Raw genomic sequence first — 22,228 nt, 5'->3', positions numbered from 1 at the left:
GATAAATACTTCAGGCGGCCGATACGTTGCCGGCCACCTTTATTGGCTTGATGTACTACCAGTGCTATTTAGGGAAAACAGCACCTTTCGTAAATAATTTTGAAAGTTTATGTTGATTAATTAAATCAATGGCAGCTTCAATATCCGGTGCAAAATAACGGTCTTTATCATAATAAGCGACCTGTTCACGTAACGTTTTACGCGCTTTTTCGAGTGCTTCGCTAGATTTTAACCCTTCACGAAAATCTATCCCTTGGCATGCAGAAAGCCATTCTATCGCAAGAATACCAGTGACGTTTTTCGCCATCTCCCACAAACGACGCCCCGCAGCAGGTGCCATAGAAACATGGTCCTCTTGGTTTGCTGAAGTCGGTAAGCTATCGACACTCGAAGGGTGTGCTAACGCTTTATTTTCACTTGCCAATGCAGCTGCAGTGACTTGAGCAATCATAAAGCCAGAATTCACGCCGCCATTATTCACGAGGAATGGAGGAAGCTGTGACATATGGGTATCCATTAATAACGCTATACGACGCTCGGATAGAGCCCCGATTTCGGCTAATGCCAAAGCAAGGTTGTCTGACGCCATCGCAACTGGCTCAGCGTGGAAATTGCCCCCAGAAATGATATCGCCGTTATCCGTAAACACCAGAGGGTTATCTGATACCGCATTTGATTCGATTAAAATCACCTCAGCCGCTTGGCGAATTTGAGTTAAGCAAGCTCCCATAACTTGTGGCTGGCAACGCAGTGAATAAGGGTCTTGTACTTTCACGCAGTTTTCATGCGACTTTGCCAACTCACTGCTTGATGATAATACCTCTCGGAACATGGCTGCGACATCAATTTGCCCTTTTTGCCCTCGCACTTCTTGTACTCGAGCATCAAAAGGTTTACGCGAACCTAATGTCGCTTCTACACTCAATGCCCCACAAATAATCCCTGAAAGTAGTAGTTTTTCAGCTTCAAATAACCCTTTAAGGGCAAAAGCAGTGGAGGTTTGGGTTCCGTTTAATAAAGCCAAGCCTTCTTTTGCTTCAAGCGTTAAAGGCTTCAGCCCTGCTTTTTCTAACGCTTTTTTGGCTGATATCCATTTACCTTCAAAACGAGCCTTTCCTTCACCGAGTAAAATCAAGCTCATATGGGCTAAAGGTGCCAAATCACCTGATGCACCGACTGAACCTTTAGCAGGAATAAACGGGTAAACCTGTGCGTTGACTAAGGCAATTAAAGCATTGATTACTTCGAGGCGAATTCCTGAAAAGCCACGCGCTAAGCTATTAATTTTTAACACCATGATCAAACGTACTAGTTCGTCATCTAAAGGGTCACCCACACCAGCCGCATGTGACATCACGATAGAACGCTGTAATGACTGCAAGTCCTGCGTAGCAATACGCGTATTGGCTAGCAAACCAAACCCAGTGTTAATACCATAAGCAGTTCTATCTTCAGCAATAATTTTATTAACTGTTGCTACACTTTTTTCAATCACGGCATGAGCACGTTTATCTAATGTGACAGTCACTGGCTGTTCAAAAACGATGCGCAAATCTTCGAGTGTCATTTTTCCTGGGTGGATAGTTAGTTTAGTCATTAATGGCACTCCTTAACGTGTTTTAATCATAGGTAAATTGAGATTTTTTTCTTCTGCACAAGCAATCGCGATGTCATACCCTGCGTCAGCATGGCGCATCACCCCTGTTGCGGGGTCATTGTGCAGTACTCGAGCAATACGCTCAGCCGCTTCGTCGGTTCCATCACAAACAATCACCACTCCCGAATGTTGTGAGAACCCCATTCCCACACCACCGCCATGATGCAAAGAAACCCATGTCGCGCCACTGGCTGTATTTAATAAAGCATTGAGTAGCGGCCAATCTGATACCGCATCAGAGCCGTCTTTCATCGCTTCTGTTTCACGGTTTGGGCTAGCAACTGAGCCAGAATCTAAATGATCACGACCAATAACAATTGGGGCGGAAACCTCACCACTTCTGACCATCTCATTAAAGGCTAAGCCTAATTTAGCTCTGTCCCCTAAACCAACCCAACAAATACGCGCCGGTAACCCTTGAAAGCTGATCCGCTCACGTGCCATATCCAACCAACGATGTAAGTGCTTATCATCAGGTAATAATTGTTTAACTTTAGCATCAGTTTTGTAGATATCTTCGGGATCTCCTGATAACGCAACCCAACGGAATGGGCCAACGCCACGACAAAATAGAGGGCGAATATAGGCAGGAACAAAACCAGGGAAATCAAAGGCATCTTTCACCCCCATTTCCAGCGCCATTTGGCGAATATTATTGCCATAATCAAATGTGGGTATACCTTGTTTCTTGAATGCCAACATGGCTTTAACGTGTTCTGCCATGGATTTCTTTGCCGCTAAGGCAGTGGCTTGTGGCTCTTTGACACTGAGTTCTCGGTATTTTTCCCAACTCATGCCAATGGGTAAATAACCATTGAGTGGGTCATGGGCACTGGTTTGGTCGGTAACCATGTCTGGCTTCACACCACGTTTAACTAATTCAGGTAAAATTTCAGCAGCATTTGCACACAGTGCAATAGAAATGGCTTTGCCTTCTGAGGTGTATTTTTTAAGACGTGCTAATGCATCATCGAGATCAGTGGCTTGTTCGTCGACATAATGCGTTCTTAGGCGAAAATCAATGCGGCTTTGTTGACATTCAATATTCAGTGAACAAGCCCCTGCAAGTGTTGCGGCTAATGGCTGAGCGCCCCCCATTCCACCTAACCCCGCCGTTAATACCCAACGACCAGTTAAGTCACCATTAAAATGCTGACGAGCGGCTTCAACGAATGTTTCATAAGTACCTTGGACAATCCCTTGGCTGCCGATATAAATCCAACTTCCTGCGGTCATTTGCCCATACATCGCCAAACCTTTGGCATCCAGTTCGTTGAAATGCTCCCAATTGGCCCAATGAGGCACAAGATTCGAATTAGCAATTAAAACGCGTGGAGCATTAGCGTGAGTTTTAAACACCCCGACAGGTTTACCGGACTGAACAAGTAAAGTTTCATCGTTTTCGAGTTGTTTCAAAGATTCAATGATTTGGTCATAACATTGCCAATTACGTGCCGCACGACCAATACCACCATATACAACTAATTCATGGGGATTTTCTGCAACATCGGGGTCAAGGTTATTCATTAACATACGTAGTGGCGCTTCCGTCAGCCAGCTTTTTGCACTCAATGAATTACCACGCGGCGCCCTAATTTCGATATTTCTATATTTATTATTAAGTGCTGTCACTTGTATACCCTCTATTTATCGATTCATTGGATACTCACTCTATCTTTCTATAGATATAGTTGTATATACATGTACGATCAATCAATTTTTTAACATAAAAATTAAATTATTTTTATATAAAAAAGAGGGTTTTCATTAAAAAACAACAAGATAATTATCTTATGTATTTATTGTTCTATACTTTTTTATTCTAAATTTGCCTGTGAGATCACATTAAATTCACAATAATTTTACATGAAAAAACAAAAAAACGTGATGGAGAGAGTGTGTAAGGCGCAAAGCGGAAATTTGTATTAATACAACCCCGCCTATTTTTTAATAAAAACTAAGAGGAAAAACTGCCTTTGAGTTTATAACGATGACCGGGGAACAATAATTTTGTACTGGTGACTATAAATGACTGAGACCAAGTACGACGAGTAATCAGCAAGCAGGATGCACCTACATTAATTTGCAATAACCTTGCAGCCCGCTCATCTGCCTCGATCGCTTCCACAATGTGCTCACCTTGGGTCAATGGTGCGACCTGAGATAAATAATCATGGGGAGTAATAGATAAAAAGTTTTGCTGTAAGTAATCAGGCGCCGCTAGAGCATTAACATACCTATCTTCGATTTGAACAGGGACATCATTTTCTAAATGTACAATGATAGAATGAAAAACAGGGGCTCCTAGACTAATATTAAGTTCACTCGCCAATGCTGATGACGCTTGTATTTCTTCAAGCTTAATTATACGGCAACTATATTTATGATCCCTCGCAAGGATCTCCGCTTCTATGCTGTGTATTTCGAATAATGCGGATTGCCCCTTAGGCTCTGCAACAAAAGTCCCAACGCCTTGCAAGCGAACTAATAACCCTTCAGCTGTTAATTCACGGACAGCACGGTTTGCTGTCATTCGGCTACATTGAAATTGGGAGACTAGCTCAGCTTCAGATGGAATACGGTCATTTGCCTGCCATTGTGCAGTGTGAATTTTCTCAATAATAGACTGCTTAACTTGCAAATATAAGGGAACTGGCGTTCCTGATTTATCTTTTTTATTGGCTGTCACAGTGTTTTCCAATTTAATCATTAAAATCTGAAGGATGTATAGGCTATTTTACGTCACAAAATGTAACTTTAGCTTAGTACTATCGGGCATTTTTTATCCTGACAGTCGTGAATAAAAGCATCACATTTAATACCCCATTAACGGTATAAATACGCGATGAGATTTTAATAACAACAAACAAAAATAATCATAGAGTTGCTATACATAATGAATACATACATTACATACAGCAACCAATATATTATTAATTATGGCTATTATTAGCTCAATTTAAATGATTTTTTATATTAATACTGACCAAGATTATGGATTACGGTGGGTAATTTCCCCTTCATATACTCGTAAATACAAGGGGTTACTGCCTTGCTCATATATCATTTCCACAGGTTCTTGCGCATTCCACACCACAAAATTGGCAATAAACCCCGGCGCTAATTGCCCATGAGTATCTTCTCGCCCTAACGCTTTTGCAGCATGGCGGGTCACGCCTGCCCAAATTTCTTCTGGTGTTAACTTAAATAACACAGCCGCCATATTCATAATCATACGTAATGATGCAAATGGGCTTGTTCCTGGGTTAAAATCGGTTGAAACAGCCATCGGAACTTGGTGTTCGCGTAATAATTCAATAGGTGGCAGTTTAGTTTCTCTTAGAAAATAAAAAGCACCTGGCAATAATACTGCAACTGTCCCGCTCGCTTTTAGCGCACGTATTCCTTCAAGATCTAAATATTCAATATGATCAACAGATAGACCATGGTAGCGAGCAACCAATTCGCTGCCACCTAAATTTGATAGTTGTTCAACATGGCCTTTTACTGGGATACCCAACTGCTGAGCGGCGGCAAATAACTTTTCACTTTGCTTAAGAGAAAAACCAACGCTTTCACAGAATACATCAACGGCATCAAATAGACCTTTTTTCCACAGCTCGGGCATGATTTTTTGACAAATTAATTCAATGTATTGATCAGACTGGCCTTTGTATTCTTCAGGCACAGTATGCGCAGATAACAATGTTGAACTCACTGAAATTGGATATTCCGCGGCTAAGCGCTTAGCAACTTTTAATTGTTTCTCTTCATTTTCATAATCAAGGCCATAGCCTGACTTCATTTCAATTGCCGTCACACCCTCGCGAATTAATGCTTCGAGCCTCGGTTTAGCACGGCAAAACAACGCGTCCTCACTCATTTTTCGTGTCTCACGGACAGTGGAGTTTATTCCACCTCCTTGAGCACTAATGGTTTCATAGGAAACGCCATTCATTCTTTGTTCCCATTCCGCGGCACGGTCACCACCAAAAACTAAATGAGTGTGGCAATCAATTAAACCAGGGGTAATTAACCTACCCTTAACATCAATAATTTGGCAGTCGTTAATTTCAGTATCTTTAGTAGGGACAATGGCAATAATTTGCTTATCACGAACAATTAAATCATGATTTTCGACTAGCCCATACGGTGCTGCTGATCCTGTACTCATTGTTGCAATGCGGCCATTACGCCAAACTATATCTTGCGGGAGAGTTTTAAATACCATTAGCTTTTCCTATTGTTGCCAACGTCGGTTTTATTCATTTCATTAATGAAAGTATAGATATGTATATACAATTAGACTAGCTACCCCCCTGTTGTCAATGCTTACTCGATAAAAGGTTATAAATTTGTTACATAACACCAATAATTTGCAATTGTCTCCATTGACCGAAAAAATGGGTTACACTAACGACCAGAAAGATTAATCGCCAAAATGTTATTAAAATTATGAAAAACAAATTTGGACTTGAAGATGAAGATATTCGTCTCTTTAAAGAAGCCATTAATGGCGCAAAAAAAATTCGTCAGGACCAAGTCCTACACGCGCCTATTCGAGCAAAAGTAACCCAACCCTCAAGTAAGAAGGTTATCCAAGAGCAAGTTGATGCTTCATTTTATTTTTCGGATGAATTTCAGCCTCAGCTACAAGAGGAAGGCCCAACCCGTTATTTAAGGCCAGATTCTAACCCTTATGAACTAAAAAAATTGCGGCGTGGTGACTACGTCCCTGAATTATTTTTAGACTTGCATGGCCTAACACAAATGGAAGCGAAACAAGAAATTGGCGCTTTGATTGCCGCCTGTAAACGTGAAAATGTTTATTGTGCTTGTATCATGCATGGTCATGGGAAACACGTTTTAAAACAACAAACACCATTATGGCTTGCACAGCACCCTGATATTATTGCTTTTCACCAAGCCCCTAAAGAATGGGGGGGAAATGCTGCTCTATTATTACTTATAGAAACGATGGAGAGCGCTCGTCGTTAAGCGCTCATATTATATTTTACTTTGCAAATAATAATTGCGATGGGCTCAACATCCATTCAACGTGGCTTTTCTGGTGTGCCACATCAATTTCAATACAAGCAATAGTTGATGTGGTAAACATTGGTGGTTCTTTGTGTGGGCACAATTCAGACACCAAATAACCCACCAATGGCAAGTGAGAAACAACTAATATAGCATTGGCACCGAGCACCGCAAGGTCACGGATATGATCAGCAACAAAAACGGCATTCCCTCCTGGTGTCAATTGCTCTAACACTTCAAATTTGCTTGGTATGTTAAGATGTTGGCTAACCACTTCACGTGTTTGCTCAGCCCTTAAATAAGGGCTCACCAATACACAATCAATTTTGACCCCTTGATTTTGTAACCACTGAGCCATTAAAACTGACTCATCTTTTCCCTTTTGTGTTAATGGGCGAGCAGCGTCGCTTGCTGCCTGTATCGCTGCATCGCCATGACGCATAATATAAACTTGCATAATCCACCATCTGAGTAGCCTACTTAATTAAAGTGACTATTCTTTTTGTTAAGGTAATTGTTGTAAAAATAACCATCAGTTGGGGTAAAGTGTGATTCTGCATGAAATGGCCAGCAAAGAAAATGATTTGGGTAGATTTTTGTTGATGTTTTATCTGAAAAATATGCATAAAAAAAAGTTATATCTTAAAAACAATCGGTTATAAATCACCTTATACTATCTCTACCACCCATTAGGTAATTAACACCTCTCACCTTATGCCCCAAAAATAAACTTGCCTCTTTTAGCCTAACTTTTGCGATAAAGCCCATTGGAAAATAAAGGGTATGACACGCATAATAAAAAACCTGACACCAAGCAAAACGTATTAGTATCAGGTTTATATTATTATCTTATTAATTTTTAAAATATTTTTACACCACGGGGAAAACCATAATTCAGTAATCGTTATCCCATCATGTAAGCGAAGCTACTTGTCAGTGTTAACTGAGAAAAAAGTATGGTTTTTTTCAGCCATTTCACACAATAGCTCACAAGGTTGAAACTTCTCACCATGACGCGCGGCGAGAGAACGTAATGTTTCTACCGTTTTAGCGATACCTAAGCTATCCATATACCTAAATGGGCCACCAAAAAAAGGTGGGAAACCAATACCAAATACAGCCCCTACATCACCGTCACGTGCATTTCGAATGATATTTTCATCTAAGCAACGGGCCGCCTCATTGAGCATCATCATAACACAACGCTGTGCAATATCCGCTTTACTCAATCGGCTGTTTGGCGTTACCCCTATTAGTGAATAAATGGTTTTATCCACTTGCCGTTTGCTGTTTTTTTTCCAAAACAACAGTTTGCTTGAAGAATGACCGTATTCATAAAACCCTTTGCTGTTTTTCTTACCTTTACGCCCGTCTTTGACAACTTTATCAAGTAAATCAGGTGCATTAAAACGCTCACCAAAGCGCTCGACTAAAATAGGTAAAATTTTGGTTCCGACATCAATACCGACCTCATCCAGCAAATTAAAAGGCCCCAAAGGGAAACCGAACTCAACCAAAGCGCGGTCGATTTGTTCAATAGACTCACCTTCAACAAGACATTGAGCTGCCTCACATAAATAAGGCGCTAAAATCCGGTTCACATAAAAACCGGCATCGTCCCCGACAACAATCGCTGTTTTACCTTGGCGTTTCGCAAAGGCAACCACTGTCGCTATGGTTGTTTCATCCGTCTGCTGGTGAGGGATCACTTCCACCAGCGGCATTTTATCGACTGGGCTAAAATAATGTAAACCAATAACCTTTTCAGGGTGTGCTGCATTAGCCGCAATCTGATGAATAGGTAATGATGATGTATTAGATGCAAAAATTGTTTGTTTGGCCGACATTTTTTCAACATCAGTAACCATTTTTCGCTTTAATGCTAAATCTTCGAAAACAGCTTCAATAATGATATCTGAGTTTTCAAGCCCTTGATAACTTAACGTCCCTGATATTTTAGCCATTACAGCCGCTCGTTCTCGTGCTAATAACCGCCGCTTAACTACCCTCTGAGTGAGTAGATCCCAGCTATAACGTAGTGCTTGGGCAACACCTTTCTCTGAAATATCTTTAATACGGACAGGTAATTTCCCCTGAAATGCACTAACGTAAGCTATCCCTCCCCCCATGAGGCCACCACCCAATACCCCCACTTTATTAATTGGCAATGGGTTGGCTTGTGCACCGGATTCATTTTTCAATGAAGTGACGGCAAAAAATAAACTACGCAATGCAGCCGACTCTGGTGTCATCACCAGTTCGCCGAAAGCTTTCGCCTCTTCTGCATACCCAGCTTTCAAGCCTTTATTCATCCCTGTTTTCACAACATGAATTATTTTTTCAGGTGCAGGATAATGGCCTTTTGTTTTACTTAATACTTTTTGCTTGGCATTTTGAAACACTTTATTACGCAGTAATCGGCTGCTTAATAACCGTTGTTGCCAATGAATAGCAGGACGTTTAATTCCCCCTTTTTTAACCATGTTAACCGCGACATCTAACAATATGGATTGCGGCACAACGTCATCCACTAACCCCATTTTTAGTGCTTGTTTTGCACCTAATTGCCGACCTGTTAGCATTAAATCCAAAGCATGTGGGATACCGATTAACCGAGGTAATCGTTGGGTTCCACCTGAGCCAGGCAATAGCCCTAATTGTACTTCAGGCACCCCTAGCTTGGTTTTACTATCATTCGAACAAACCCTAGCATGGCAAGCCAATGCAAGCTCTAACCCACCACCTAAACATGCACCATGAATAGCGGCAATAATAGGTAAAGGGTAATTATCAATTTTATCAAATAATGTATGGCCTTCCCTTGACAACTCGCTTGCTTGCGCTTTAGTTTCACAATTCGCAATCATGCTGATGTCCGCACCAGCAATAAAATTGTCTTTTTTCCCTGAGGTAATGACTAAACCCTTTAACCCCGAAGTGGATTGTGCTTTTTGTAAAATGGCAAGGAATTGTTCAGCAAATTCAGCTTTTAATGTATTGACCTTTTCTTCAGGCACATCAATGAAAATAACCCCAACATTTTCATTGTAAATTTCTAATTTAAACGCGGGTTGAATAGCCCCTATCGCCAATTCAGTAGTAGAATTTTGTGTCATTATTCCACCTCTAAGATCATTGCAGTACCTAAACCACCAGCCGCACATGCAGTGGTCAACCCAAAACCACCACCCCGTCTACGCAGCTCATTTAAAGTTTGCGTAACCATCCGCGCCCCTGTTGCCGCAAAAGGATGCCCATAAGCAATAGAGCCGCCCAACACATTAAATTTATCCATATCAATTTCACCAATTGCATTGCTCATTGCTAGTTTTTCTTGTGCAAACTTACGGCTACCAAACATTTGTATATTCGCCAGCGTTTGTGCAGCAAAAGCTTCATGCATATCAATCAAAGATAAATCTTGTAAAGACAGCCCTGCCCGTTTCAATGCAATGGGTGTGGCATAAGATGGGCCTAATAGCATGTCTTCCCATACATCAATTGCAGCAAAGGCATAACTGCGAATGTAACCTAAAGGGGTGTAACCTAGTGCTTTTGCTCGTGACTCTGTCATCATTAATACTGCTGCTGCGCCATCAGTCAGTGGTGTACTATTAGCCGCAGTGACACTGCCATGCTTACGGTCAAACGCAGGTTTTAGCTTAGCGTATGATGATAGAACTGAATTAGCGCGAACATTATTATCTTGTGAGTAGGCTTGTTTAAAAGGCGGCATATATGCCGTCATAACCTCATCATTTAAAGCACCATTTTCCCATGCTTTTGCCGCTAATAAATGCGAACGATGCGCGAGTTCATCCTGTTGTTCCCGACTGATATGATAGCTTTTAGCCATTTGTTCAGCAGTATCCCCCATGCGAAGCCCTGTGGAGTACTCTGCAACCCCCGGCGCAACAGGCAGTAGGTCTTTTAAGCGTAATTTTGCTATTAGTGACAGTTTTTGCCCAACAGATTTAGCTTTGCTTAATGCTAATAAGGTCGCTGCTAATTTTTTCGATACCCCGATAGGAAGAACAGAGGATGAGTCAGCACCACCAGCAACCCCAACAGAGATATCCCCTACCATCATACTTTGAGCTACATTAACGATCGCTTGAAAGCTTGTTGCGCAGGCACGAGATACACTATAAGCATCTGTTGAGACACTCATTCCCGTTCCAAGGACTATTTCCCTCGCAATATTAGGGGCTTCTGGCATTTGAACAACTTGCCCAAAAACAAGTTGTTCAATTAGGTTTTTATCTAAGTCACTACGCGCTAATAACTCGGCAACAACCGCTTTGCCTAAGTCAACAGCTGCAATCCCTTGATATGCGGTAGACTGCTTTGCAAATGGTAAGCGTAAACCACTCACAATGGCGATCCTTTCTTTTGTTGGATATGTTTTTTCACCATGGTGGGAATGTTGATTCATGGTCGCTCCTGCTAAAAGCAAAATGAAATATAGTTAGATTATTCACTACCGACCCAAAGAGGTCTGACCTGTAATAATTGTTAACATAATATTCACATTTATCAATGGCTATTGATAAAAAATGCGAGCAAACACGCAACTTAGAGTAAAAATAGGATGGAAAAGATGTGATAAAAAAAGACAAGATAAACCTTTTACCACACTGAATCTGCCTAAAGGCTATATTCTTGGTGATAAAAGGTCAATTAGGATAGATTCAAACGTTTGATTAACGAAGGCCTAACTGAAAAATCAGACTTTCTGCTTCGCAACTAAAAGTAAATTCAGCATTCAATTCAACGCCACCCTCTACCGCATTGATAGAATGGGTAATAACACAAGGGTCTGACTCAACAGATTTTGCTTTGTCTGTGAGTGTTTTCAACATGGACTCCGCTTCTCCCTGTGTGGCGAAAACATGCTGATACGATGCGGTACAGTCTTTGTTATCTAACACTGTTCCTACATCCACACAACAGCATGCTGCTGTCTCATCCGCGCTACAACGGTTAATCGCATCAGTCATTTTACTCTCCAAATAAACAAACTGTTAAATTGCTATCATAACGCTTAAAAAGTGCTAAAAACTAGTGTGTATCAAAATATATCACTAAAAATTAAACATAAGTTTGATCTTACCCCGCGCTTGCTTGTTTATTACTCTTAATTGGTCATTTTATGTTGCCATTTTGTTAAATGTGTCGCATTTTTGCAAACGGAATCGAAATAAACACAAAACAAGCTTGCAACATATCAGGTGGTCAGACCTATACTCTAGTAACTGGTCTGATTTGTCATAGCGGCAAGGGACCCTACAATTCTGCGCTTCTTGCGATAGAAGTCGCTTTATTCAAATAAAACATAAGAGGGTTTTGGTCATGAGCCAGAAAAACCTGTTTTCTAGATCAGCTTTAGCAATAGCAGTGGCAATCGTCTCCTCCAACGCAGGTGCAGCTGGTTTTTTGCTTAATGAATATTCCACATCTGCACTGGGGCGCGCGTTTTCTGGGGCTGGTGCAATGGGCGACAACGCAAGTGAGGGAAGCCGTAACCCTGCAGCCATGATGTTGTTTGATCGCCCTTCTCTGTCTGTCGGTGCTGTATATATTGACCCAAGTGTTGATATTAAAGGTAAAGGCGGCTCACCATTGGGTAGCAATACGACAGCAAATGATATCGCACCGAGTGCTGTTGTACCGAATGCTCACTTTATTTTTCCAGTTAATGATAAATGGGCAGTTGGGACTTCAATGACCACTAACTTTGGTTTAGCAACTGATTTTAATAAAAACTATGCTGCGGGCCCTATTGGCGGTAAAACAGATCTAAAAACTGTTAACTTAAATTTAAGTGGCGCATACCGTGTTAATAACAATTTCAGTTTTGGCTTAGGTGTTAATGCAGTCTATGCTGATGCAGAAATCACTCGGCATGCGGGTGATTTAGGTGCTCTAGCACCAATTATTAGTAAAGGGAAATTACCGGCCTTTCCTGGCAGCACCACTATGGCAAAATTAACAGGTGATGATTGGGGTTATGGTTGGAATGCGGGTATCTTATACGAAATTAATGATGATAACCGCTTAAGTTTAAGCTACCGTTCTAAAGTTAAAGTTAAGTTTGAAGATGGAAAATTCTCAAATGATATTCCTAAAGGAATACCAGACCTATACGGTACGGGCGGCGAAAAAGTTAAAGGTAAATTAGACCTTAATCTACCTGACGTTTGGGAATTCTCAGGTTACCACAAAGTCGCACCTAAATGGGCTCTACACTATAGTGTAGCTTATACAGGCTGGAGTGAATTTAAAGAATTAACCGCCTACCAAAAAAGTGATGGTAGAAAGTTATTCCATAAACCAGAGCATTTTAAAGATGCATGGCGTTTAGCATTAGGTACTACTTATTTCTATGATGATAACTGGACATTCCGTACCGGTATCGCCTATGACCAGACACCTGTACGTTCAGAATACCGTTCAATTTCTATCCCAGACCAAGACCGCTACTGGTTAAGTGCTGGTACAACTTATGCATTCAATGAAAATGCCTCTGTCGATGTGGGGATTTCTTATATGCATGGTAAGAAAGTCAATATCAGTGAAAAATTGCTGGAACGACCTGGTTCCCCTGTTTATAACTTCAAATCTGAAGGTTCCGCTTGGTTATATGGTGTAAACTTTAACTACGCTTTCTAATTTATTAATTTTAGTGAGTATCAGCGGAAACATCCCTGATACTCACTTACCTCCCACACCTTCACTCCCTAATTAAAATTTCATCTTGACCTCAGCTGTCATTACATGTAAATTAATTGTTAAATAGGTTAGTTTCATTCTATTCATTTCGTCATCTACAATTAGCTTTCAAAACTTTACAAGTTTAAGATAAATCGCTTTATATATCATAAAATTAACAGTTACTCTCTGAATGTTCTTATTTGCAAGCACAACTTAAGTATGTATCTTATACTTACTCATACACACAAAATATGAGCTGTTTCATCAAACTGTATTAATAATGCTATATCTTAACGCTAGTAATAGCTGTGAAAATACAAAGAGGCAACAATGACAAAAACGTAGGGGGTTTTTATGGGAACACTATTTACTATAGGCTTTATTGGTGTATTAGGGGTAATCGCCTTGATTGACACCGTCTCTCAACGAGGAAAGCAAGACAATGATTAGTTTTTTATTTATCACTCTCTAGTATCAAACGGATACAAGAGAGTGATAAACCTTCCATGACCATATCAATCTATTAGTCTATAGAATCGAGCTGGTCCTCAATTGCGGCTGCATTTGGGTTTTCTGTCGCATTCAATGCCCCACCACTCGATAAGAAATCGTTCCGTTGGAAATACGCTTCACGTAACATCAAGTACGGGTCTGAAGAATTTTTCAACAGCCCATCAGAATCCAACAATCTCGCTCGAGTTTCAATACCTTCAAGTGCCCACTTACCCGCCGACATCCAAAATGTCAGATAACTTAACATTGGGTATAAACTATCAGCAAGGTCACCACCTTGTTCTCTCGGTGTAGCACTACCATAGCCAGGCAGAACTACATATGGCCCATAACCTACATCATAATAACCTAATGTATTACCAAAGCGTTTAGGCTCTTCTTTTGCTAATTGCGGGTTAGCCATCGACGCGACGTCAATTAAGCCCCCCATCCCAAACACGGTGTTAAGGAAAAACCGGTTAAAATGTTTAAAACCTTGGGTGACTTCACCACGCAAGAAACTATTCAACATACTTGCGGGTTCTTCAAGGTTGACAAAAAAGTTAGTTAATCCATTACGAGCAGGCATTGGTACATAATCATTCCAAGCAACAGCAACCGGCCTTAAGACATAAGGGTCTAAGACGTTATAGTTGAAATTAAACATCGCTCGGTTAAAACCTTCTAATGGGTCTGAACGCTCATGAGTTTCTGGATCAATGTTACTTGCACAACCTGCAATTAACACTCCAGCCAGAAAGACGCCCGTCATGCGAAACTTCATAACACTTCTCCATTCCCTGCACCGTCCTGCTACGGCACTTTCCACTGTAATAATGAATACGATTATAGTAAGGCTAAAAAAGGGATTTTGTTAACCTTTTTGAGTGATTTGATTACTTAAATATAAATTATACCTTATTTAATCATCTTGTTATTATAAGAATATTGAACAATTAGTCCAAACTACAGATAAGCATTATTATATTTTATAGGGTAATCAAATTATTATATATAGAAATACGATTTATTACGCCTATCAATCGCATTATAAGTTAAAAAACATACTCAATATTTAGCTTCTGCCCCCATTATATTTAATCGTCTTTTTACGACCAACCAAACCAATATTCATTAGTATAATTAATGCACCTAAGACAATTACTATATCAATATTATACCAATGGGACAGTGATTAGTGCATTTTTTATTCAGACAATAACTATTTGAGTTAAACCATATCATCTTGATTTATAAGACCGCGATTATAACTAACTACAATACATTCAATCTATGTTGAACACTAACCATAGCCACGATATTAGAGCTTGTATCTTTATTGAAAAACATTCAATTAATTCATTAGAAGCATCGAAAGAAATTTTGCTTGTATGCTGATATATAGAAAAGGCTAATCCGTAATCATAAACAGATAAAATTTAGCATGAAAATTGTACAAAAACGCCATTGTGTGCAATTAATTCAATTTATTATACGTAACGACTTGATTCAATTAGAAGTGAACAGTAAAATGCCAAACTCATCCAGTGACACGTCGAAAGTCCCCTTAGTTAAATGGATATAACGAGCCCCTCCTAAGGGCTAGTTGCAGGTTCGATTCCTGCAGGGGGCACCATAAACAAGAGATCCCTCCTTACCGCAACCATAAAAAATCTATATTTACAGCAAGTTAACACTAACCTCAGTGAAATATAGAAAGGGTAAAGTGAGTTTGCATAGTTACATCAGATAGCCATTATAAGGGCACTAACTACTCAATTTAGCTTTAGTAAGATAATGCCTCTGCATACCTGCTTCTGGGAAATCGGGGAGTGACATTTGTTTTACATAGCCAAGTTTTTCGTAAAATGGCAAGGCTTGGAAACTGAATGTATCAACTAAACCATGAAGGCAACCTACTTTTACAGCCTCTTGCTCAGCAGCGCACATCAACTTTCGGCCTAACCCTTCATTTCTTGCCTTTTCACTAACCCATAAAAAATCTATACAAAGCCAGTTAGCTTTAACCTCAGCAAGCAAACCGCCAACCATTACACCATCATTATCTTTAAAAAAAACGCCTAATGAACTAAAACGTTCTGGGTTTAAAAATTGGACATTAAAGCTGCGTAGACCATTAAGAAGTTCATCTTTATCTGCAGGAGTGACGTCATGCGTAACAACAATATTCATTTAATACATCCTAATAACCATTTAATAAAAGGATTATATAATCATATTAATTTCAATTGATAAATAATAAAATGTAGCATAGTAACTAAATAAATATGCGGATATTGATTCATTAGCTTAAAATACATCCGTTTCTATTATTTGAGTAATAAGTGCCGTCACTGATAATACAAGTGATGATTTAATCATTTGCTGAAAACGTTGCTTTTGTAATTCTATAAGCTGTGTATCAACCATATCTTCTGGTTGATCAAAGCGCATCATTTCAGGTAAAGGCCCCATGCAATGAAGCATTTTAATACTGCCTAAAATTTCATCATCAATATAATCTAAATTTAAATCACTTGATAATAATGACTGATTTAAAGCAAGAAATAACTCAATATCCTCATAGGTTTCTCGAGTAATTGCGCCTAAAGCAAATAATAACTTTAAACGAACAGATAGTTCACCTAATGGCCCACTCCCTGTTAAAAGAGGCTCAACTGCATATTTTACTGCATAATCATCCTTTCTAAACACTTTTAACATTAATTTATCAATAGCTTGTGTAATTAACGAAACAACCTCTTGAAAAAAAAGATGTACTTCAGGGCGCCCATTTAATCGCTCAAGAATTTGATTTTCAATGTTTTGTTTATTTTCCATAATAATTTTTTGTCACTTTACAGCTATACAGCTCGTTACTAATTTACTGATAGCTATAAAGTGAACGAACCTCAATAATTAATTTATTATCCGTAATATTACTGGTTACTCAACATCATTAATTGGTATTGAGAACAAATTTTTTCAACAACCTGTGGATATTGCGCTAATGCACAAAATTCAATAACTGCTTGGTAAACCCCGTTTTCATTGATACGTTTTGCCATCTCATTCGCTTGCGGGTCACTATCACACCTAAAATGTAATGCAGCAGCAATACCTATAATCAGATTTTTATTAGGTAATTGGTACTCAAGTGTACCTAATAGTGGCTTAACTAGCCTATCATTTGGACTCAGCTTACGTATTGGTTGACGCCCCACACGGTTAACATCATCTTTTAAATAAGGGTTTGCGAAACGAGTTAATATTTTATCAATATATTGGCAATGGGTTTCTTCATTAAAGCCATAACGTTGAATTAATACTTGCCCACTTTCTTCCATCGCAGATTTAACCACAGTATAAATCTTTGGTTCAGCAATCGCATCGCTAATTGTTTGACAACCATATAACTGCCCCAAATATGCGGTAATGGCGTGCCCTGTATTTAATGTAAATAACTTACGTTCGATAAACGCCATCAAATTATCAGTTAGCTCCATTCCATTAATGGTAGGGATCTCGCCAATAAACTGAGTTTGATCGACAATCCACTCACTAAAAGACTCAACAGTAACATCAAGGGGGTCATCATTAGCCGCCTCCATGGGTGGCACAATACGGTCAACAGCTGAATCCACAAAACCAATATGTCGTTCAACCCATTGGTGTAGTTTCTCTGGTAATTGTGCCAACACATGCTGTTTTAATTGACTACTTCCCCTAACCATATTTTCACAAGCAATAATGTTGAGTGGTTGGGTGTTCCCTAATTCTTCACGATAAATAATACCTTTCGCTAATGTCGAGGCTATTTTTTCAAGAACTTGGGGGCCTACTGCCGTTGTCACCATGTCAGCCATAGCAATAAATTCAATGGTTTTTGGATCATTACTATTAACAGCATGGACATGTTGAACTTTTTCAATACGATTTTCTTGCCCAACAATATGAACTTGATAAGATTGTCTGTGGGCCAATTGGTCAATTAGCGGCTGGTTAACATCGGTAAAAGTCACTTGTGAATTCGCATCCGCTAGTAGTTTGCCTATAAAGCCACGACCTATATTTCCTGCTCCAAAATGAATGACTTTCATTGCTATTCCCCCTTACGCTGCACTTTGAGATGCTAAAATTTCGAGCACTTCTTGAACATCTTGCGTTTCACATAAACGTTCAATAACACCCTCTTCATCAAGTGCGGAAGTGATTCGCGTGATCACTTCAATATGCTCATTATTTTGCGCGGCAATACCAATGACTAAACGAGCAATCTCATCAGGTTCTTCACCAAATTGCACCCCTTCAGGGTATTGGCAAATCACAATACCGGTTTTTAAAACACGGTCTTTAGCTTCTATAGTGCCATGTGGCACCGCAATAGATTCACCAAGGTACGTTGAAGTTAATTTCTCCCTTGCTAACATGGCATCAATATAATCAGGCTCAACATATCCACCTTCAACTAACTTTTGCCCCGCAAAGCGAATGGCTTGCGTTTTATTTTCTGCTGTTAGGTTTAAATGAATATGTTTAGCACTTAAAGTAAATAAAGCATCTTCATGTTCAGCAATTTCATAAGATTCATCATTTGCTGCCATAATAGTCTGTTTAATTAAACGCCCATCATTGGCTGCCTTAGGATTTTTTTTAGCAATTAAATTCGTGACTAAATTATTATATGTTTGGCTATCTAAAAAGTTTGTTAAAGAAATGTGCATCGCATTGGGTGCAAATAATTTAGCCCTTTCTGTTAAGTCTTTATGAGTCACAACAATATCAACATTATCGGGTAAATCATTAATAGCCATATTCGTGACTGAGATATCCAATAAACCTGCATCCTGTACTTTTTTAGCTAATACACCAGCTCCCATAGCACTGGACCCCATCCCTGCATCACATGCTACGACGATATTACGCACTCCCATAAAATTAAGTGGTGCGTTTTGGTGACTAGAAACCTTTACTGGTGATTTTGATTGCGTTTTCATATCACGCATCTTTTTGGTTGCGTTATCAAGCTCATCTTCATCACCAACTCGGGTTCTTTTCAATAAAATGGCTGAAACTAGGAAAGAAACTACCGTAGCACTTGTAACCGAGAGAATAACCCCAACTAATGATGATTTCGGTGTCATCAGTAGAACTGCAAATATAGACCCTGGTGAAGCAGGAGAAACTAAACCAGCATTAAAAAGGTTCATAACAAATACCCCTGTCATTCCACCTAGAATAACAGCAAGAATTAACCGAGGATTCATTAATACATATGGGAAGTAGATCTCATGAATTCCACCAAAAAAGTGGATTATTGCTGCCCCAGGTGCTGATTGTTTGGCATTTCCCTTACCAAAAAACATGTAAGCTAATAAAACACCTAGCCCGGGCCCTGGGTTTGCTTCAATTAAAAAGAAAATCGATGAGCCCGTTTCGGCCGCTTGTTGGATACCGAGCGGAGAGAAAATACCATGGTTGATTGCATTGTTTAGAAACAATATTTTTGCAGGCTCAACAAATATTGACGTAAGTGGTAGTAAATTGTTTTCTACCATTACATTCACACCCGCAGCTAATATTTTAGACAAGCCAGCCACTAATGGGCCAATAGCAAGATAGGCTAATATAGCTAGCAACATACCGATGATGCCAGAGGAAAAGTTATTCACCAGCATTTCAAAACCTGTTTTGACTTTTCCATCAACCCAGCGGTCAAAACGCTTAATTGCGAAACCACCTAATGGCCCCGCAATCATTGCCCCCATGAACATTGGCATATCCGCCCCAACCACCACTCCCATGGTAGTGATTGCACCGACAATCCCACCCCGCTCACCACCCACTAAACGCCCCCCGGTATAACCGATTAAAAGTGGCAATAAATAAGTGATCATTGGGCCAACAAGTTGAGCTAGTGTTTCATTAGGCCACCAGCCTGTAGGGATAAATAACGCTGTAATTAAACCCCAAGCGATAAAAGCACCAATATTAGGCATAACCATATTACTCAGGAAACGCCCAAAATTCTGTACCTTTAATTTGATATTTGATGTTACCATGATAGAACCCCGTGGTACGAGAATGATAAGGTCATAACGTTATCGCCAAATAACGTCAGTGATTTTTTCAACACTTTCACTCTAGCATGCCGTTTATCAGATGCGTACCACGCGGGCTCTCTGTGACCCCGATCACGCTTATACCCCCACCTCCCCCACCTTTATAGTGATATTGATCACGCAAATCACATGTAGCTTAATTACACTGGCTATTTTTAACGCTAAAAACCAGAAATTTGTGACTCACATCACGCAATGAGAAAGCGTGTTTATTTTAAATTAGTGATCACTATCACTAAATATAACTAGATTGTGGTACACCCATCATTTTTTCAATCTGATAACTCTCCAGTTTGTAATAAAATTACAAACTACTGTCCTTATTCCTTAGGCTAAAAATTAGCAATGAGCTAATAGGTACTAAAACTCATTTTCTATCAAAGTTTATTATCTCACCATAAACTCTAACAATAACTCTTACCACAAATATATTTCCATTATTTAACCCGTAAATTTCAATTATCAAATTATTTAAAATTCTATCGAAAAAATACATATATGAAACATATAAAATATTAAATTAAGTAAAAAAAATGTGAGTTAACACTAACTTAAATTAATGAAACCACTATTTATCATTGCAAATTTATTTTTTGTTTGTTAAAAATCTTAACGCCATTTATTAATCAGGTTTATATGGTCAAAAATATATCAATTTTGTTTTTTCTGATAATAATACATTATGAGGGATTAGACTTTGAGCACTGAGTTTTGCTTTACCCGCACCTATTCAGAAAATAAATTAAGTCGTTTAAGTAATGAATTCCATATTACAAATATATCAACTGGCATTTTAATATCTAAAAATAACACTACCATCATTCAATATGAGACAGCTTATTACACTGCATATTTGTTCGGTAATATTTATAATATATCAGTGCTAAAATCAATTCTCGGTAAAATAGAAGGAAGTACTTGGGCACTTAACGAAATTGAAATACTTTGCTTATTAAGAGAAAAGCTAGGGGATACCGCTATTTATCTAGCTGAAGGAGATTTTTGTTTATTTATCGAATATCATAACGATACGATTGAAGTGATTACCGAATCACGCGGCTTAAACCTTATTAATGTAGTAAAAGCTGAACAATTTTGGATTACTAATTGCTTAAAAATTGTAGGTAACTTAGAAGGAGAAAAAATTTTTGATTTTTCTCCTGAACATGAAATCATCGAAAATACATTCAAAACAGATACATTCTCGCCAATTAGAAATGTTATTCGGTTAAAACCAGGAACGATAAACACAATCACCCATGATGAACAAAATTACCCTTATATTGAAAGTAGACAACTTGCTACCCCAACAAATAAAAATATCATAACACTGAAAAAAGATGTTCTATACCATTTAATTGATATGGAAATGAGGTATTCCATCTCTAGACTTGTTGATAATAATGAATCTATTGGTATTCCACTATCTGGCGGGCTAGATTCTAGTCTTGTCACTGCTTTAGCCTGCCAATACTTTAAAAAAGTAAAAACTTGGTCTATTGGTAGCGAATTAAGTAATGAGTTTGAATTTGCTCAAATTGTTTCTAACGCCTTAGGAACGGAACATGAAGTTAAAATATTGAGTGACGATGAGATAATTAATGGTGTAATTAACGCTATTTATCATAATGAAATTTTTGATGGTTTATCATCAGAAATCCAATCAGGGTTATTTAACGTTTATAAATTGGCACAAGGTAAAGTTAACTCACTCTTAACTGGATATGGCTCCGATTTACTTTTTGGGGGAATATTAAACCCATTAAAAGATTATCAAAACCCCAATAATATCCTTGCTGAACAAGTTTATAGAACCAAATGGACGGGGGAATTCTCTACTCATGGAGCCAATAGTTATGGGCTAAACGTATATCATCCATTTTGGAATAATGGCCTAATATCCCTATGTAAAAATTTAAACCCTGATTTTAAAATCAGAGATCAGGAGGTTAAAAATATCCTCCGCGAATATACCGATAATCTGCATCTTATTCCAAAAGAAATTGTTTGGCGTAAAAAAATAGGTATTCACGAGGGCTCCTCTGTCAACCAATCCTTTGCCAATATCATTGGTACCAGCGCCACCAACTACCAAGCAAAAACTCGATTTAGCTATGCGGTTTATAAGGAGTTTTTGACTGGGAGACTCACCATTGATGAAGCCACGCCAACGAAACTACGTGAAATAATGAAGAGGATTTAA

The 22,228-nt window shown here is 39.0% G+C and carries 16 protein-coding genes and 1 tRNA gene; 4 read left to right on the top strand and 13 right to left on the bottom strand.

Going from position 1 to position 22,228, the window contains the following annotated elements:
- Positions 1-64 precede the first annotated feature (64 nt).
- The 4 genes from hutH to hutI all read right to left on the bottom strand — a co-directional run bounded on the left by hutH (position 65) and on the right by hutI (position 5,888).
- Positions 65-1,597 carry a histidine ammonia-lyase gene (hutH, locus tag M1F14_RS11415; protein WP_042844535.1) on the bottom strand — a complete coding sequence of 511 codons (1,533 nt, stop codon included), beginning with the start codon at positions 1,595-1,597 and terminating at the stop codon, positions 65-67.
- Positions 1,598-1,609: 12 nt separating this feature from the next.
- A complete protein-coding gene (gene hutU, locus M1F14_RS11410; RefSeq protein WP_042844536.1) occupies positions 1,610-3,289 on the bottom strand; it encodes a urocanate hydratase in 1,680 nt (559 codons plus the stop codon).
- Between the two features lie 325 nt (positions 3,290-3,614).
- Entirely contained in the window at positions 3,615-4,346 is a 732-nt protein-coding gene (hutC, locus tag M1F14_RS11405) for a histidine utilization repressor (RefSeq protein ID WP_370661201.1), read from the bottom strand.
- A gap of 303 nt (positions 4,347-4,649) precedes the next feature.
- Complete coding sequence (gene hutI / locus M1F14_RS11400) at positions 4,650-5,888, bottom strand: imidazolonepropionase (protein WP_042844541.1); 1,239 nt, start codon at positions 5,886-5,888, stop codon at positions 4,650-4,652.
- Between the two features lie 224 nt (positions 5,889-6,112).
- Between hutI and smrB the strand changes: the two genes are divergently transcribed.
- Entirely contained in the window at positions 6,113-6,655 is a 543-nt protein-coding gene (smrB, locus tag M1F14_RS11395; RefSeq protein WP_048607547.1) for an endonuclease SmrB, read from the top strand.
- 16 nt (positions 6,656-6,671) lie between these two features.
- Here smrB and sixA read toward each other — a convergent pair whose 3' ends face one another.
- The 4 genes from sixA to M1F14_RS11375 form a co-directional block, all read right to left on the bottom strand.
- Positions 6,672-7,154, bottom strand: a complete 483-nt coding sequence (gene sixA, locus M1F14_RS11390) for a phosphohistidine phosphatase SixA (protein WP_048607549.1) — start codon at positions 7,152-7,154, stop codon at positions 6,672-6,674.
- Positions 7,155-7,623: 469 nt separating this feature from the next.
- Positions 7,624-9,813, bottom strand: coding sequence for a fatty acid oxidation complex subunit alpha FadJ (fadJ, locus tag M1F14_RS11385; protein WP_181468605.1), 2,190 nt, complete (start codon positions 9,811-9,813; stop codon positions 7,624-7,626).
- Positions 9,813-11,132 carry an acetyl-CoA C-acyltransferase FadI gene (gene fadI, locus M1F14_RS11380; RefSeq protein WP_042844547.1) on the bottom strand — a complete coding sequence of 440 codons (1,320 nt, stop codon included), beginning with the start codon at positions 11,130-11,132 and terminating at the stop codon, positions 9,813-9,815. The genes fadJ and fadI overlap by 1 nt, the downstream gene beginning before the upstream one ends.
- A gap of 268 nt (positions 11,133-11,400) precedes the next feature.
- A complete protein-coding gene (locus tag M1F14_RS11375) occupies positions 11,401-11,697 on the bottom strand; it encodes a YfcZ/YiiS family protein (RefSeq protein WP_080750863.1) in 297 nt (98 codons plus the stop codon).
- 352 nt (positions 11,698-12,049) lie between these two features.
- Here M1F14_RS11375 and fadL point away from each other — a divergent pair, with 352 nt between their 5' ends.
- Positions 12,050-13,369 carry a long-chain fatty acid transporter FadL gene (fadL, locus tag M1F14_RS11370; protein WP_181468606.1) on the top strand — a complete coding sequence of 440 codons (1,320 nt, stop codon included), beginning with the start codon at positions 12,050-12,052 and terminating at the stop codon, positions 13,367-13,369.
- A gap of 565 nt (positions 13,370-13,934) precedes the next feature.
- Here the strand turns inward: fadL and mlaA are convergent.
- Positions 13,935-14,687, bottom strand: a complete 753-nt coding sequence (gene mlaA / locus M1F14_RS11365) for a phospholipid-binding lipoprotein MlaA (RefSeq protein ID WP_042844550.1) — start codon at positions 14,685-14,687, stop codon at positions 13,935-13,937.
- 777 nt (positions 14,688-15,464) lie between these two features.
- Between mlaA and M1F14_RS11360 the strand changes: the two genes are divergently transcribed.
- Positions 15,465-15,539 (top strand) — tRNA-Arg (locus tag M1F14_RS11360).
- 131 nt (positions 15,540-15,670) lie between these two features.
- Here M1F14_RS11360 and M1F14_RS11355 read toward each other — a convergent pair.
- The 4 genes from M1F14_RS11355 to M1F14_RS11340 all read right to left on the bottom strand — a co-directional run bounded on the left by M1F14_RS11355 (position 15,671) and on the right by M1F14_RS11340 (position 19,965).
- On the bottom strand, positions 15,671-16,096 hold the full coding sequence (locus M1F14_RS11355; RefSeq protein WP_042844552.1) for a GNAT family N-acetyltransferase: 426 nt from the start codon (positions 16,094-16,096) through the stop codon (positions 15,671-15,673).
- A 117-nt stretch (positions 16,097-16,213) separates the two neighbouring features.
- Complete coding sequence (locus tag M1F14_RS11350) at positions 16,214-16,747, bottom strand: MltR family transcriptional regulator (protein ID WP_042844554.1); 534 nt, start codon at positions 16,745-16,747, stop codon at positions 16,214-16,216.
- 95 nt (positions 16,748-16,842) lie between these two features.
- A complete protein-coding gene (locus M1F14_RS11345) occupies positions 16,843-18,003 on the bottom strand; it encodes a mannitol-1-phosphate 5-dehydrogenase (protein WP_042844555.1) in 1,161 nt (386 codons plus the stop codon).
- Positions 18,004-18,015: 12 nt separating this feature from the next.
- A complete protein-coding gene (locus tag M1F14_RS11340) occupies positions 18,016-19,965 on the bottom strand; it encodes a PTS mannitol transporter subunit IICBA (protein WP_048607555.1) in 1,950 nt (649 codons plus the stop codon).
- A gap of 757 nt (positions 19,966-20,722) precedes the next feature.
- Here M1F14_RS11340 and M1F14_RS11335 point away from each other — a divergent pair.
- Positions 20,723-22,228, top strand: coding sequence for an asparagine synthetase B family protein (locus tag M1F14_RS11335; protein ID WP_071548200.1), 1,506 nt, complete (start codon positions 20,723-20,725; stop codon positions 22,226-22,228).

The sequence above is a fragment of the Providencia sp. PROV003 genome (genome assembly GCF_045040775.1).
GTDB classification, from domain to species: Bacteria; Pseudomonadota; Gammaproteobacteria; order Enterobacterales; family Enterobacteriaceae; genus Providencia; species Providencia huashanensis.
The sequence above is the reverse complement of the archived record's forward strand: the minus strand, read 5'-3'. Positions and strand labels throughout refer to the sequence as shown.

Bases quoted from the DNA above. Each gene is read 5' to 3' on its own strand.
- hutH (WP_042844535.1), bottom strand. From the start codon at position 1,597: ATGACTAAACTAACTATCCACCCAGGAAAAATGACACTCGAAGATTTG.
- hutI (WP_042844541.1), bottom strand. From the start codon at position 5,888: ATGGTATTTAAAACTCTCCCGCAAGATATAGTTTGGCGTAATGGCCGC.
- smrB (WP_048607547.1), top strand. From the start codon at position 6,113: ATGAAAAACAAATTTGGACTTGAAGATGAAGATATTCGTCTCTTTAAA.
- sixA (WP_048607549.1), bottom strand. From the start codon at position 7,154: ATGCAAGTTTATATTATGCGTCATGGCGATGCAGCGATACAGGCAGCA.
- fadJ (WP_181468605.1), bottom strand. From the start codon at position 9,813: ATGACACAAAATTCTACTACTGAATTGGCGATAGGGGCTATTCAACCC.
- fadI (WP_042844547.1), bottom strand. From the start codon at position 11,132: ATGAATCAACATTCCCACCATGGTGAAAAAACATATCCAACAAAAGAA.
- M1F14_RS11375 (WP_080750863.1), bottom strand. From the start codon at position 11,697: ATGACTGATGCGATTAACCGTTGTAGCGCGGATGAGACAGCAGCATGC.
- fadL (WP_181468606.1), top strand. From the start codon at position 12,050: ATGAGCCAGAAAAACCTGTTTTCTAGATCAGCTTTAGCAATAGCAGTG.
- mlaA (WP_042844550.1), bottom strand. From the start codon at position 14,687: ATGAAGTTTCGCATGACGGGCGTCTTTCTGGCTGGAGTGTTAATTGCA.
- M1F14_RS11355 (WP_042844552.1), bottom strand. From the start codon at position 16,096: ATGAATATTGTTGTTACGCATGACGTCACTCCTGCAGATAAAGATGAA.
- M1F14_RS11345 (WP_042844555.1), bottom strand. From the start codon at position 18,003: ATGAAAGTCATTCATTTTGGAGCAGGAAATATAGGTCGTGGCTTTATA.
- M1F14_RS11340 (WP_048607555.1), bottom strand. From the start codon at position 19,965: ATGGTAACATCAAATATCAAATTAAAGGTACAGAATTTTGGGCGTTTC.